Below are 14,974 nucleotides of genomic sequence, written 5' to 3'. Positions count from 1 at the left end.
GCGCCATCTAGGGAGAAGACCGTCTTATGTTGAGCTTTATGAGGAGCGCACCGCCACTGCCGCTCATCCGTGATCAGGCCGAGATCGATGCCAGCTACCGTCACTGGCGATTGCATATTCTGCTGACCATGTACCTGGGCTACGCTGTCTTCTATTTCACCCGCAAGAGCTTCAACTTCGCCATGCCGGACATGCTGGCGGACGGCATGCTGGACAAGTCCGACATCGGCATGCTGTGGACCTTGTTCTACATCACCTACGGCTGCTCCAAGTTCTTCTCCGGCATCATCAGCGACCGGGCCAACCCCCGCTACTTCATGGGGCTGGGGCTGATGGCCACCGGTGTCATCAATATACTGTTCGGCCTGTCATCATCCCTCTGGCTGTTCGCGACGCTCTGGGTTGCCAACGCCTTCTTTCAGGGTTGGGGCTGGCCCCCCTGCTCCAAGCTGCTCACCAGCTGGTATTCCCGCAGCGAGCGGGGCGTCTGGTGGTCGGCCTGGAACACGGCCCACAACGTGGGCGGGGCGCTCATTCCCCTCATCGTCAGCACCATAGCTCTGCAGCACGGCTGGCGCTACGGCATGATAGTGCCCGGCGTCATCGCCATTCTGGCCGGGCTGTTCTTGTGCTGGCGACTGCGAGATACCCCGAGCGCCATGGGGCTGCCAACGGTCGGGGAGTGGCGCCAGGATGCCATGGAGCTGGCCCAGCAGACTCAGGATGCCGGCCTCTCCCATCGCCAGATCTTGCGCAAATACGTGCTTGGCAATCCCTACATCTGGCTGCTTGCCTGCTGCTACGTGCTGGTCTATGTGGTGCGCACCGCCATCAATGACTGGGGCAATCTCTACATGACGGAGCAACGCGGCTTCAATCTGATGAGCGCCAACTCGGCTATCTCGATGTTCGAGGTGGGGGGCTTTATCGGTGCCCTGGTGGCGGGCTGGGAATCGGACAAGCTGTTCAACGGCAATCGCGGGCCGATGAACCTCATCTTCGCGGTGGGGATACTGCTGGCGGTGGGGTCGCTGTGGCTGATGCCCTTCTTCAGCTATGTGATGCAGGCAGCCTGTTTCTTCACCATAGGTTTCTTCGTGTTCGGCCCCCAGATGCTGATCGGCATGGCGGCAGCCGAGTGCTCCCATAAAAACTCGGCGGGGGCCGCCACCGGCTTCGTCGGCCTGTTTGCCTACATGGGGGCGGCGCTGTCGGGTTATCCGCTGGCCAAGGTGATGGAGATCTGGCACTGGAACGGCTTCTTCGTGGTGATCTCGGTCGCGGCAGGGGTCTCGGCCCTGTTGCTGCTCCCCTTCCTCAAGGCCCAGGCACCACGCCCTCTCGCCGCAGAAGCAGTATGAGCCAGCCCCTTCAGGCCAGTCGGCAGATGCGGTTCTTGCCCTCTCGCTTGGCCTGATAAAGGGCGCCATCGGCCTGGCTGAACAGGGTATCGAAATGCCAGTCGTGCTGGCAGCGCGCCAGCCCCATGCTGACCGTGATGTGGATCCCGCTCAGATCCAGCGCCGCCAGATCCTGCAATATCCGTTCGCAGCGTGCCTGCTGGGCTTGTTCATCCTCTCTGGGTAGCAGCAAGACAAACTCTTCCCCGCCAAAACGGCTGGCCACCAGCTCAGGCTGAGCGCCGAGATAGGCGCCTACCGCCTCCAGCACCCTGTCCCCTATCTCGTGGCCATGGCGATCATTGACCTGCTTGAAGTCATCCAGATCCAGTACGGCCAGCGCGCCGAACTCGCCAATCCGCCGATCTCCCATCTGCTCCATGAAACCGCGCCGGTTCAACAGACCTGTCAGGGAGTCATGGCTGGCCTGCTGACGCAGGGCCAGGGCCCGGTACTGGGTGCAGACCAGCAGCACCCCGAAGGTGGAGAGGTAACTGCCCATCAACATGGAGAGAAAGGGCAGCACGTTGACCCCGCTCTGATCCATCAGCACCCTGGCATCCCCTTCCAGCAGGAAGCCCATCCGCATCAGGTTGAAGCCATAAAGCAGGATATTGACCACGGTGAACACCAGCACAGCCGGCAGGTAGGCGGGATAGCCGTGTCGCCAGATGAGAAAGACGATCACGGCCCCCAAAACCATGTAGCTCAGACAGGCCAGCAATACCCGGGGCGCCATATGGTCGTTGAACAAGATGCTCCAGCTCAGGATCAGCACATAGACCAGCATGAACAGCGCGCTTGCCCCCCAGCTGAGAGGCTTGCCGAAGAAGCGTTGCAGTGCCAGCGGCATCAGGGCGATACAGACGGTGATCAGCAGATTGGCCAGCCAGATCCCCGCCAGATTGGGCATGAAGGCCTGCAGGGAGAAGAGACTCTGGGCCGCCAGGGCGCACAGGCTCGACCACCACCAGAATCCGAGTCCGGGGATCTCCCTGTGGGTCAACCATATGATGGAAAGGGTGATAAAACCGAGGCTGTAGCCACCCAGGGCCATGACCATGAGGGTGAATACATCCAGCTTGAGCAGTATTGAGGCGTCCATACCCGTGCCACTAAACGAAGGTAACTGAGTATATTTGAAGCGCAAAACAAGACCCAGTGGTGTCTGACTAAATCCTCAATAAAAGTTCACGTATTGCATAAAAATCCGCTAAATATGCTCCATTAGAATCCCAACCGTGTCGCAGTTGAGAAAGTGAGTAACGTTTGGCACTGCCGATGACGAGGCCGGATGTAACAAAGTGTCCCGCTGGCATTTTGGACTTGAACCCGCTCCATTAGATAGATATGTTGTTTTCGTGTGATTTTATGAGTGCAGTCACGGGGGAAAAGCGTCACTAACCTGTTGAGTCATCTGGCACAATCGGAATTTGGTACATTTTTCACTCAGCACACAGAAAATGGAATCTCATATGGGGCTTTTGCCTCAACCAAGACAATAATCCTGTCTTGCCTGTTGCCGGATGCAGCAGTCTCTTGTGCCACGGAGTCGCACGGGATCAGGTTCAAGGCCGAACACACCACCGACAGAGACGTCACTTATGATCAAAAAACTCATTCTCTCTACCTTGCTGCTGTGCGGGCTCGCCAACGCCGCCGCCCCTGCCTCCACCCTGGATGCCGTGCTCGATCGCGGCGTGCTGAGAGTCGGTTTCGACGCCGGCTATCAACCCTTTGAAATGACCAACAAGCAGGGCCAGTACATCGGCTTTGACGTGGATCTCGCCAAGATGGTCGCCAAGGAGATGGGCGTCAAGGTGGAGTTCGTCAACACCGCCTGGGATGGCATCATACCTGCGCTGCTGACCGACAAGTTCGACGTCATCATGGGCGGCATGACAGTCACCCCCCAGCGCAACCTGAGGGTCAACTTTGCCGATCCCTACATAGTCGTGGGCCAGACCATAGTGCTGCGCAAGGACAAGGCCGGCGAGATCAAATCCTTCAGCGATTTGAACGATCCCAAGTACAAAATCGCGGTCAAGCTCGGCACCACAGGCGAGCAGGCGGTCAAACGTCTGATCCCCAAAGCGACCCTGCTGCAGTTTGAAACCCAGGATGACGCCAAGCTGGAAGTGATCAACGGCAAGGTCGATGCCTTCGTCTATGACCTGCCCTACAACGCCATCTTCGCTTCCCAGAATACCGGTGCCGTTGTGCACCTGGACAAGCCGTTCACCTTCGAACCCCTGGCCTGGGCCATCCGCAAGGGCGATCAGGACACCCTCAACTGGTTCAACAATTACCTGCGCCAGATCAAGGGCGATGGCAGCTACGACCGCCTCTACAAGAAGTGGTTCGAATCCAACGCCTGGCTGAATTAGCTCAAGTAACCTCGCAAGGGGCGGCCTGCCGCCCCTTCACGCAGATCCCCACACAATAACTACAAAGAGGTTGCGACAGTGCACAACCCAACAAGACAGATGGAAAAACAACCCAACCAGTTGCTCTGGCACGGAGTCTTCCTGCTGATGCTGCTGGCTGCCGTATTCGGCATCTATAAAGCGGTTCAGTCCGTGGATTACACCTGGCGCTGGGAGCGAATTCCCCAATACATCGCCTACCAGGCGGAGCAGAACAACCTGGCCGAATTTGACGGCACAGTGATCGCCGGCACCACCAGCGCCGAGCAGGGCAAACTGTTCCTGCAAAATGATCTCGACCCCAATCAGCGACAGGCCATTGCCAGCACAGGGGTGAAGGTCACCGAAGGGGACACCATTTTCCGGGGCGATACCCTGGATACCGAACTCACCTGGACCGCGGGCCCCATCGCCTGGGGTGTCTGGGTCACTGTCAAGCTCTCCCTGGTGGCAGGGGTGTTTGCCATCCTGCTCGGCACCCTGGCAGGGCTGGCCCGCCTATCACCCAACCCGGCCCTGCGCAATCTGGCGGTCACCTATGTGGAGCTCATTCGCGGCACGCCACTGCTGGTGCAGATCTTCATCGTCTATTTCTTTATCGGCACTGTGCTGAACCTGGACCGTTTCACCGCCGGGGTGGCGGCACTGGCCGTCTTTACCGGCGCCTATGTGGCCGAAATCGTGCGCGCCGGCATCAGCTCCATTCACAAGGGGCAGATGGAGGCCGGTCGCAGCCTGGGGCTCACCTCGGCCCAGACCATGCGCTACGTCATTCTGCCGCAAGCCTTCAAGCGGGTGCTGCCACCGCTGGCAGGCCAGTTCATCAACCTCATCAAGGACTCCTCCCTGGTGTCTGTCATCTCCATCACGGATCTCACCAAGGCGGGGCGTGAGGTGGTCAGCTCCACCTTCAGCCCGTTCGAGGTGTGGTTCACCGTGGCCCTGCTCTATCTGGTCTTGACCGGCACCCTCTCTTTTCTGGTGCGTCGTCTGGAGGTGAAATATGCACGCAGCAACTAAGCCTGATCCCATCATAAAAGCCAGCGGAGTGGAGAAGATCTACGCCGGGGGTGTGCACGCCCTGAAGAACGTCAGCACGGAAGTCGCCGAAGGAGAAGTGGTGGTGATCGTCGGGCCGAGCGGCTCGGGGAAATCCACGTTTCTGAGAACCCTCAACCAGCTGGAAACCATCAACGACGGCAACATAGTGGTCGATGGCATCTGCCTGACCGAGCCCGGTGACGTCAACAAGCTGCGGGAAGAGGTGGGCATGGTGTTCCAGTCCTTCAACCTCTTCCCCCACCTGAACGTACTGGACAATATCTGCCTGGCGCCACAGAAGGTGCGCGGGTTGTCGCGCAATGACGCGCGGGACAGGGCCAAGGCCCTGCTGCTGAAAGTGGGATTGTCGAACAAGGCCGAGAGCTATCCGTCCCAGCTATCCGGCGGCCAGCAACAGCGGGTAGCCATCGCCCGGGCGCTTGCCATGCAGCCGCGCATCATGCTGTTTGACGAGCCCACCAGCGCCTTGGACCCCGAGATGGTGGGCGAGGTACTGGACGTCATGAAGGGGCTGGCTCGCGAGGGCATGACAATGGTGGTGGTGACCCACGAGATGGGCTTCGCCCGCGAGGTGGCGGACAGGGTACTGTTTATGGAAAACGGCGAGCTGCTGGTGGATGAAAAGCCCACCGACTTCTTTGACAATCCCCCCTCCCCGCGCCTGCGCCAGTTCCTGAGTCAGGTGCTCTGACGCTGACAGCCGTAGAAAGTAGAAGAGGGAGCCCATGGCTCCCTCTGTTTTTCCAGCACGGACTTGGCCTGCCATCTTAATAGGGCTGGATCCTGCAGCAACACAGGGCCAGGTACTTCGTCCCTGCCAAATCTCGTAGCCATCTTATTTGTCACATGAAAACAAATGCTTACCCTAATGCTTTCCATAAGTCCGTCACCAGATGGCGGTGCAATATGTTAATGAAATTTTAAATCCATTCGGTATGCTGGAACACAACTGGTCAAACCGGACGCTCGACATGGATGTGCAACTGCTGCTGCTTTATCTCTCCCCCGTCTTTTTGGCATTTGTCGGCTGGGAGATGCTTTACCTGCGCAAGCACGGGGCGGCCTTTCCCACCGCCACCTACCAGTGGAAGGATCTCTTCGCCAACGCCACCCTGGCCCTGATGCATCAGGGGGGTGACGCACTGACGGCCATCGCCATCGCTTACCTGTATGACGCCCTGTGGGGCTGGCGGCTGTTCGACATAGAACTCAATCTCTGGAGCATCTTGCTGCTGTTCCTGCTGCAAGATTGCTGTTACTGGCTGTTCCACTTTGCCAGCCACCATGTGCGCTGGCTGTGGGCCTCCCAAGTGGTGCATCACAGCTCGGAGCGGCTCAACCTCTCCACCGCCTTTCGTCAGAGCCTGATGTACCCCGTCTCGGGCATGTGGCTGTTCTGGGTCCCCATGATCCTCATCGGCTTCCCGCCCCAGGCCGTGGTGGCGACCGTGCTGCTCAGCCTGGGTTTTCAGTTCTTCGTTCACACCCAGGTGGTGGGCAAGCTCGGCTGGCTTGAGTGGATCTTCAATACCCCCTCCCACCACAGGGTGCACCACGCCAGCAACGCCAAATACATAGACCGCAACTTCGCCGGCGTGCTCATCATCTGGGATCGGCTGTTTGGCACCTTTGTGGAAGAGGATCCCGCCGAGCCATGCCGCTTTGGCATCACCAAACCGGTTCGCAGCTTCAATCCGCTCACCCTCACCTTCCACGAGTGGCGCGACATGCTGCGCGAGGCCCGTGGCCTGCCATGGTCAGAGAAGCTCAAGGTGCTGTTTGGCAAACCGGCCGGCCCCGGCAGCGCCTGAGCCCGGGAACAAAGCAAAAAAGAGAGCGCCATCAGGGCGCTTTATCATTTTACAAGGATCACTTATCCCCTTCATGGAGAGGCAAATGACCAGAGTGCGGGAATGAGGCTCACCAGAGTTATCCCGGCCAGCAGCCGCTCGCGACCACTGAGCCGCTGATGGTCACCAAGCTGTCGGCGACTGTAGAGAAACAGCAGCAGGCCCGGCCCGTAGAGCAGCAAGGAGAGCAGCAGGTATTCCACACCGGCGGCATAGAGCAGCCAGAGGCCGTAACCGCTCGACACCAGCGCCACAGTCCGCATCAGGCCATTGCCCTCACCACTCAAAGAAAGCTTGAGCAAGAAGAGGCCGATCAGCAGATAGGGCACCAGTATCATGGAGGTGGAGATGAGCAGCAGGTTGGTATACCCCTTACCGAGCAGCCACACCAGCAGCAGGCAGCCCTGCACCGTCAGGCTGGTGAGCCACAGCGACGCTATGGGGGTGCCGTTGCGATTCTGGCGCCGGAAGATGGCCGGGAAGGCGCCGTGGCGGGCAGCGCTGAAGGGCACCTCGGCCGAGAACAGGGTCCAGCTCACGTAAGAAGCGAGCACAGAGACGATGAGGCCGACACTGATCAGCACCTTGCCCCAGGAGCCTGTCATCTGGGCCATCAGCCCCGCCATGGAGGGATTGGGCAGGGCCGCGAGCTCGGGGCGACTCAATATCCCCAGCACCAGCACAGAGATGAGCACATAGAGCAGCAGCGCCAGCACCACGCCGAGCACTGTGGCCGTGCCCACGTCCCGCTTGTTCCTGGCGCGGGCCGACAAGACGGCGGCCCCTTCGATGCCGGTAAAGACCCAGAGGGTGATCAACATGGTGTTGCGCACCTGCTCGGAGACCGGCACAGCAAGCGTGCTGCCCCCCTGATCCGCCCCGAAGGTCACAGGGTCGAACCAGTAGCAGGCGAACAGGATGAACAACAGCAGCGGCAGGCTCTTGGCCAGGGTCGCCACCAGATTGAACAGGGCCGCCTGCTGCACGCCACGGGCCACCAGCAGATGCACTGCCCAGAGGATGCAGGACTCGCCGATAAAGGCCGCCAGGGTATTGCCATCGCCAAACCAGATGTGTTCAGGGGTATCGACGAAGCTGCCAAGGGCGGCGAACGCGATCACCAGGTAACCCACCACACCTATGGTGGCGCACAGCCAGTAGCCCCAGGCGGAGAAGAAACCCACCAGATCGCCAAAGCCTGCGCGGGCATAGCTGTAGATGCCGCCATCGAGATCCGGTCTTAGCCGCGACAGGTAGAGAAAACTCGCGGCGAGTGCCAGTATGCCCACCCCGGTCACACCCCAGCCGATCAGCACGGCGCGGGCACCGGCCACCTCGGCCATGTTCTGGGGCAGGCTGAAGATGCCCGCCCCCACCATGGAGCTGAACACCAGCGCAGTGAGGGACCAGAGGCCTATTTTGCTCTCTTTCATATGATCTCCTTAGCGCAGCCTGCTGGCCAGTGCCTGAATATGCTCGGGGCCTATGCCGCAGCAACCGCCGATGAGAGAGGCCCCCACGGCACGCCAGCGCTCGGCCCAGCCGAGGTAATCCAGAGGCCCAAGATCGGCGCGGATCTCGTCCAGCCCGTCGTTGGCGGTCGCCTCTTTTGGCTGGGGCGGAAAGGCATTAGCGTAGGCGCCGAGGCGAATATCCCCTCGACCCAGCGCCTGCAAGCTGTCACCGGCCACCGTCAGCGCGGCCTCGATCACCTCGGGCTGACAGCAGTTGAACAGGATGGCGTCCACCCCGGCCGATGCCAGTGCAGTGACGGCATCCGCCACCCGCTCACCGGAACGAAGCGCAGGCTCGCTGCCTGGCGCTTCATCTTCCAGGGTGAAGGAGACCCAGAACGGCTTGCCATCCTGTGGCAACAGCGCCTTGAGGGCCAGCGGCTCGGCAATCAGGCTCATGGTTTCGGCCAGCCAGATATCCACATGGGGCGTCAGCGCCCGAATGAGCGGTGTGGCCAGCTCGCCCACTCTGTCCGCCTCGAACAGGTCGGCGCGGTAGGAGCCAAACAGTGGCGGCAGGGATCCTGCGACCTGCACCGAGCCCGGTTGCTCATTGGCAACCTCACGGGCCAGCTGGCCAGCCAGCGCGGCCAGCGCTTCCCCTTCGGCGGCAAATCGCTCGGCACCGATATGAAACGGCACCAGGGCATAACTGTTGGTGGTGATGACACGGGCACCGCTCGCCACATAGGCCTGATGTACTTCGCGCACCGTCTGTGGTGCCTCCATCAGCGCCAGCGCCGACCATTCAGGTTGGCGAAAGGGCGCCCCTCGCCGTGCCAGCTCGCGTCCCATGCCACCATCCAGTACCCACAATGCCTGTGTTTCCATCTGTCGTGTCTCTTTGTTGTTCTGTGTTTGTCTGTTTTGTCGATTTGCAGCTTTTTTGCGCTGCCATGCACTCTTTAGCGTTGCTCTGCGGCTGTGCGTCGCCGGGCCTCATCGTGGTGAGGTATCCCTATCGACACCAGCCATAAAAACATATAGATGTTTAGATGGCTAAAACAAGATAAAGCAAAGCAGTGCAGGCGGCAATCGGTATCAACAGAAATCAGAACGCAAAGATGAGGAAAGGTAGAAATGAGTGAGGCCACCCAAGGGTGGCCTCACTGCTGTCTGGTTAGCTGGCGGTTTAACGCCCTGCCAGCACTCGCTTGATCTGCTTGGTCCAGTCAGAGACCCGCCCCTGCTGGGGCAATCCCTGCCAGATCTGCGCCCACTGGGCCGGGCTCAGAGGGCGACCGAGACGACGCTGCACACCGGCATAGAGATAGTCGTGGGCAGTGGTGGCCGCCTGGGTCGAGGTGAGAAACTTGGAGACAGGGTCGGTCAACCGCACATCCCGCATGCCGAGCAGCGGATAGTCGCTGTGCACCGCCGCCAGCATGGTTTCACGCATGGCAGATTCGATGTAACCACGGGCAAACAGGGCGGTTACCGACTCCAGGGATCCCTGATCCGGGCCGTGATACTCCTCATCAAAGACCGGACTTGGCTCCACTACGGCGCTTTGTACCACGGCATCGGGATCGGATTGCGGCACCACTTCTGCCTTGGCGGCAACCGGTTTGGCAACGACAACCGCCTTGCGGGGGGCGCTCTGACTGCAAGCGCCCAGCGCCAGGGCAAGCGCCACACAGGCCAGCGCACGGGAATGAGACTGCATCTTCATGACTCCTTGGTAGCTCCTTTACGATTCCTGAGCGGACTTGTCGGTCACTATGGGTTCAACCCGAGTGACCAGCAGCTGGTCGATCTTGTAGCTGTCGATATCCACGACTTCAAATTTGTAGCCCGCGTATTTGACCGAGTCGGTACGCTTGGGGATCTTGCGCAGCATGAACATGATGAAACCGGCGATGGTCTCGTAGTTCTGGCTATCCGGAAACGCCTCTATGTCGAAGGCCCGCATCACGTCAGAGATGGGGGTGACACCATCCACCAGCCAGGAATTTTCATCCCGCTGCACAATCTGCTCTTCCACTACGTGGGTGGCCCACTCACCCATGACGGTACTCATCAGGTCGTTCATGGTGACTATCCCCACGACCAGGGCGTACTCGTTCATCACAACGGCGAAGTCACCCCTGTGGTTCTTGAAGTATTCCATCGCCTCGTAGAGGTTGAGGGTATCGGGAATGATGATGACGTTCTGCACCAGGGAGCCGCTGTTGAGATCTATGCTCTGGCCGCTGATGACGCGGATCAGCAACTCTTTGGCATCGACGAAGCCCTTGATGCTGTCGAGGTTGTGGTCACAAACCAGGAACTTGTTGTGGGGGTGCTCGGCGATCTTGGCCTTGATGCTCTCTTCACCCTCTTGCAGGGTGAAGTAAATCAGGCTCTCCCGCGCCGTCATGGCGGAGGTCACGCCGAGGGACTGCAACTCGAACACGTTTTCGATGAGCTGATGCTCTTCGCGCTGAATAACGCCCGCCTCGGCGCCGGCATCCATCACCGCATAGATATCGTCGGAGGTGATCTCGTCGTTGCGTATCATGGAGACCCGCAGCAGACGGAACAACGCATTCGCCATGCCATTGAAGAACCACACCAGCGGCATCAGCAGGGTCACGCACAGCAGCATGGGGCGAACCACCACAACGGCGATCCGCTCCGGCATGGTCATGGCCAGGCGCTTGGGCATCAGGTCGGCGATCAGGATAAACATGCCGGTGACGAACACGAAGGAGGCGGCAGAACTTATCTGGCCCAGCCAGGGGCCCTGATAGAAGCCGGAGATGAACCCCTTGATGGCCGGATTCAGGGCAGACTCGCCCAGGATACCGCCCAGGATGGCGACTGTGTTGAGGCCAATTTGCACCACGGTAAAGAAATTACCCGGCTGGGCCTGCAGTGCCAGCACCTTGGCGGCATGGCGGTTCCCCTCATCGGCCATCACCTGCAATTTGATCTTGCGGGAGGCGGCGAGGGAGATCTCGGAAAGGGAGAAGAACACACTGCCGGCAACCAGCAGCATCAGAAGAAATATACTATCGGCAAAACTCATGATTAACCTATTGCTACACCCGCCTTAGCACAAGACGGCAAACTGGGCCTGGGAGACCAGACCGTGAGTCCATCCGGAACTCACACAGGGGGCATATTCTAGCAGAAAACCGCTATCCGGGTGGCGATATCTTGCTCTGACATGCAGTGCAACAAAAAAGGCGCGAAACGCGCCTTTTTATTCATTTCATCAGCTCTTGCCAAGCAGATCGCTCAGCTCGTCAGCCTTGGTGTGGCGAACGTCCTTGCCCTTGACGTAGTAAACGATGTACTCGCAGATGTGCTGGCAGCGATCGCCGACCCGCTCGATGGCACGCGCCGCCCACAGTACATTGAGTACCTGGGGGATGGTGCGCGGATCCTCCATCATGTAGGTCATCAGCTCGCGGATGATGGACTCGTACTCCCGATCTACCTTGTCATCTTCCTTGTAGACGGCGATGGCCGCCTCCAGATCCATGCGGGCAAACGCATCGAGCACGTCGTGCAGCATCTTGATGGTGCGGCGCCCCATGTTCTCGAGCGACACCAGCGGCGGCTGTGGCTTGTTGGCGTTGTCGGTCAGCATGCGGGCTATCTTGTCCGCCACGTCGCCGATGCGTTCCAGATCCGTGATGGTCTTGATGATGGCCATCACCAGACGCAAGTCGGACGCAGTGGGCTGACGCTTGGCGATGATGCGGGTGCACTCTTCGTCGATGGCCACTTCCATGGCGTTGACCTTGTGGTCATTGGCCACTATCTTGCGCGCCGCATCCAGATCCTGATCGTGGATGGCGGCAATGGCATCGGTAAGCTGTTGCTCCACCAGACCGCCCATCACCAACACCTGATTGCGCACATTCTCAAGCTCGGCATTGAACTGACCGGAGATGTGTTTATTGAGGTTCATATTGTCCATACAAATAATCCTTGATGCTCCGATTATGCCTTAGCCGTTGAACGGGCCGGTAATCTGTTTATTGAGGTTCATCCTGTTCCCCTCCTTATCCGTAACGGCCTGTGATGTAATCTTCGGTCTTTTTCTTGGCCGGTGTGGTGAAGATGGTGTTGGTGTTCGAGTACTCGATGAGCTCGCCCATGTACATGAACGCCGTCTGATCCGACACCCGAGCCGCCTGCTGCATGTTGTGGGTCACGATCACCACGGTAAACTGGCTTTTGAGCTCGTTGATCAGCTCCTCGATGGTGAGGGTGGAGATGGGGTCCAGCGCAGAAGTGGGTTCATCCAGCAACAAGACTTCCGGCTCGATGGCGATGGCCCGTGCAATCACCAGACGCTGCTGCTGACCACCGGAGAGACCGAATGCATTGTCATGCAGTCGATCCTTCACCTCTTCCCACAGGGCAGCGCCACGCAGTGAACGCTCGGCCGCCTCGTCCAGGGTGCGTCTGTCGTTGATGCCCTGCAGCCGCAGACCATAGACCACGTTCTCGTAGATTGACTTGGGGAAGGGGTTCGGACGCTGGAACACCATGCCGACCTGACGACGCAGGGCGGAGACATCCACTCCCTTGTCATAAATGTTGTGGCCGTGCAGCTGGATTTCGCCCTCGATGCGGCAGATCTCCACCAGATCATTCATCCGGTTGATACAGCGCAACAGGGTCGACTTGCCGCAGCCGGACGGACCTATGAAGGCCGTCACCTGCCCCTTCGGGATCTTCATGTTGACGTTGAACAGCGCCTGCTTGTTGCCGTAGTACAGGTTGAGATCCTTCACCTCCAGCGCTGTCTGCTCCGGGCTCAGGTTGAGCAAGTCCAGCGCCGTGTGCTGGGTGGATGCGGTCGTTACGTTGATCATCTGTTACCTCAAATCAGTCTGTGGTGGCCGACAAATTCATGTTCCGGCAACCGTCATGCTTGGGTGGTGAGGGATGGCGGCACGCTCTTTGGCCGCACATCACTTACCTCAATATCAGTCTTGGATAGCCGGATTAATCTTCCAGCGACCGGAATTTTTCACGCAAATGGTTACGAATGCCTGTGATGTCAGTCAGGTTCATGCTGTTCATCCATTGCCTAAACACCAGTCTGGACTGCCGCATCAATGTTCCAAAGAGCGGAATTTTTCACGCAAGTGGTTACGAATGCCGATGGCCGTCAGGTTGAGGCCGACGATCACCGTCACCAGCAGGAACGAGGTGGCATACACCAGCGGTCGCGCCGCTTCGACGTTCGGACTCTGGAATCCCACGTCGTAAATGTGGAAGCCCAGGTGCATGAACTTGCGCTCCACGTGCAGGTACGGGAAGTTGCCATCCATCGGCAGGGTCGGCGCCAGTTTCACCACCCCCACCAGCATCAGCGGAGCCACTTCACCTGCGGCCCGTGCGATCGCCAGGATAAGGCCGGTCATGATGGCCGGGCTCGCCATGGGCAACACGATACGCCACAGTGTCTCGGCCTGGGTGGCACCCAGCGCCAGCGAACCCTGACGGATGGTGCTCGGGATCCGGGCCAGCCCCTCTTCGGTGGAGACGATCACCACCGGCAGGGTCAGGATGGCCAGGGTCAGCGCAGACCAGATGACACCAGGTGAGCCAAAGGTCGGGCTTGGCAGCGCCTCCGGGTAGAACAGCTGATCCAGCGAACCGCCCAGGGTATAGACAAAGAAGCCAAGACCAAACACGCCGTAAACAATGGAGGGCACGCCCGCCAGGTTGATCACCGCGATGCGGATGATCTTGGTCAGGCTGTTCTTGCCCGCATATTCGTGCAGGTAGACAGCCGCCACCACGCCGAGCGGCGTGACAATGATCGCCATCAGGAACACCATGAAGACGGTGCCGAAGATGGCCGGGAAGACGCCGCCCTCTGTGTTGGCCTCGCGGGGATCATCGGAGACAAACTTGCCAATCTGGTGGAACCAGTGACCCACCTTGGCCGGCAGGCTCATGTCATTGGGCCATACCACATCCAGTACCTTGGACATGGGCATGGTCACCAGCTCACCTCGCATGTCCTTGACCGTAATGGAGTCTCTGTCTGCCTGGGCTCGCAGGGAGAAAAGATCCTTCTCCAGCACCTGATAGCGATCGTTTAGCGCCTGACGTTCTTCAGCCAGCTGGGCTTTAAGCTGATCGGTCAGCTTGTCATCCAGCTCGGCCTTGCGCTCCTTGAGACGCAGCCGCTCCAGCTGGTAGTTGATGCTGCCTATGTACCCTTTTTGCAAATCGTCAGCCTGTTCGGACAGATCGTTGGCACGGGCCAGTACCCGTTGCAGCGCGGGATGCAGATCCTCGCTCAGTGCCTGTCCATCCTCTTTCACCCCGACGATATAACCGTAGAAGTTGCCGTTGGTGGCACGCTCCACCATGGCGAGCTCGGCCGGCTGGGTACGGGACTTGATGTCGGTCTCCAGCACCCAGCGAAAATCGAGGTCGACGAATTCGCGCTTGCCGGTCTTGACCAGATAGCGGGTCAGTTGCTCACGAGTTTCCCCTTCCAGGGGCAGACCCGCGGCGCGCAGCCGCTCCACCGGCACCAGTTCACGGTCGTTTATCTCGCCAATCAGCACGCTCTTGTTGCCGCTGGCATCTTCAATCTGCCACTCATAGATGGGGTGAGGCCAGAAATAGACCAGACCACGCCAGCCGATGAGCAGCAACAGACCCAGTACCGCTACCAGACTCAGGCTCACTGCACCGCCTGTCATCCAGATCCAGGGGGCCCCTGATTTAAACCACTTACCCATTGTCGATTCCTTGCC

At 59.3% G+C, this 14,974-nt stretch carries 13 protein-coding genes; 5 read left to right on the top strand and 8 right to left on the bottom strand.

The genetic code is table 11. The annotated features are described in order from the left end of the window. Nucleotides 1-26: 26 nt before the first annotated feature. Entirely contained in the window at nt 27-1,361 is a 1,335-nt protein-coding gene (gene uhpC / locus AXW79_RS09605; RefSeq protein ID WP_005320132.1) for an MFS transporter, read from the top strand. Between the two features lie 10 nt (nt 1,362-1,371). On the opposite strand, the gene AXW79_RS09600 is transcribed toward uhpC, so the two are convergent. Further along, nucleotides 1,372-2,505, bottom strand: a complete 1,134-nt coding sequence (locus AXW79_RS09600) for a GGDEF domain-containing protein (protein WP_005320133.1) — start codon at nt 2,503-2,505, stop codon at nt 1,372-1,374. A gap of 499 nt (nt 2,506-3,004) precedes the next feature. Between AXW79_RS09600 and AXW79_RS09595 the strand changes: the two genes are divergently transcribed. The 4 genes from AXW79_RS09595 (at nt 3,005) to AXW79_RS09580 (ending at nt 6,699) form a co-directional block, all read left to right on the top strand. After that, a complete protein-coding gene (locus AXW79_RS09595) occupies nt 3,005-3,787 on the top strand; it encodes a transporter substrate-binding domain-containing protein (protein WP_005320134.1) in 783 nt (260 codons plus the stop codon). Nucleotides 3,788-3,886: 99 nt separating this feature from the next. Continuing rightward, a complete protein-coding gene (locus AXW79_RS09590; protein ID WP_005320135.1) occupies nt 3,887-4,846 on the top strand; it encodes an amino acid ABC transporter permease in 960 nt (319 codons plus the stop codon). Further along, the gene (locus AXW79_RS09585) at nt 4,830-5,579 is read left to right on the top strand and encodes an amino acid ABC transporter ATP-binding protein (protein WP_005320136.1); all 750 of its coding nucleotides are present in this window, start codon (nt 4,830-4,832) and stop codon (nt 5,577-5,579) included. Before AXW79_RS09590 ends, AXW79_RS09585 begins: the two co-directional genes overlap by 17 nt. Nucleotides 5,580-5,859: 280 nt before the next feature. Then, nucleotides 5,860-6,699: a sterol desaturase family protein gene (locus tag AXW79_RS09580; protein ID WP_011898557.1), complete on the top strand. Its 840-nt coding sequence runs from the start codon at nt 5,860-5,862 to the stop codon at nt 6,697-6,699. A 71-nt stretch (nt 6,700-6,770) separates the two neighbouring features. On the opposite strand, the gene AXW79_RS09575 is transcribed toward AXW79_RS09580, so the two are convergent. The 7 genes from AXW79_RS09575 to pstA form a co-directional block, all read right to left on the bottom strand. Further along, the gene (locus AXW79_RS09575) at nt 6,771-8,171 is read right to left on the bottom strand and encodes a basic amino acid/polyamine antiporter (protein ID WP_011898556.1); all 1,401 of its coding nucleotides are present in this window, start codon (nt 8,169-8,171) and stop codon (nt 6,771-6,773) included. A 9-nt stretch (nt 8,172-8,180) separates the two neighbouring features. Further along, nucleotides 8,181-9,083: a homocysteine S-methyltransferase family protein gene (locus AXW79_RS09570; protein ID WP_005320139.1), complete on the bottom strand. Its 903-nt coding sequence runs from the start codon at nt 9,081-9,083 to the stop codon at nt 8,181-8,183. A gap of 301 nt (nt 9,084-9,384) precedes the next feature. Continuing rightward, a complete protein-coding gene (locus AXW79_RS09565; protein WP_005320140.1) occupies nt 9,385-9,924 on the bottom strand; it encodes a hypothetical protein in 540 nt (179 codons plus the stop codon). Nucleotides 9,925-9,942: 18 nt separating this feature from the next. Further along, complete coding sequence (locus AXW79_RS09560; protein WP_011898555.1) at nt 9,943-11,262, bottom strand: hemolysin family protein; 1,320 nt, start codon at nt 11,260-11,262, stop codon at nt 9,943-9,945. A 189-nt stretch (nt 11,263-11,451) separates the two neighbouring features. Continuing rightward, nucleotides 11,452-12,162: a phosphate signaling complex protein PhoU gene (gene phoU / locus AXW79_RS09555; protein ID WP_011898554.1), complete on the bottom strand. Its 711-nt coding sequence runs from the start codon at nt 12,160-12,162 to the stop codon at nt 11,452-11,454. Nucleotides 12,163-12,247: 85 nt separating this feature from the next. Further along, entirely contained in the window at nt 12,248-13,066 is an 819-nt protein-coding gene (gene pstB, locus AXW79_RS09550; RefSeq protein ID WP_005320154.1) for a phosphate ABC transporter ATP-binding protein PstB, read from the bottom strand. 243 nt (nt 13,067-13,309) lie between these two features. Continuing rightward, nucleotides 13,310-14,959, bottom strand: a complete 1,650-nt coding sequence (gene pstA / locus AXW79_RS09545) for a phosphate ABC transporter permease PstA (RefSeq protein ID WP_005320156.1) — start codon at nt 14,957-14,959, stop codon at nt 13,310-13,312. Nucleotides 14,960-14,974 lie beyond the last annotated feature (15 nt).

It is taken from the genome of Aeromonas salmonicida subsp. salmonicida (assembly GCF_001643305.1).
Lineage (GTDB): Bacteria > Pseudomonadota > Gammaproteobacteria > Enterobacterales > Aeromonadaceae > Aeromonas > Aeromonas salmonicida.
This window is presented reverse-complemented; position numbering and strand designations above follow the sequence as displayed.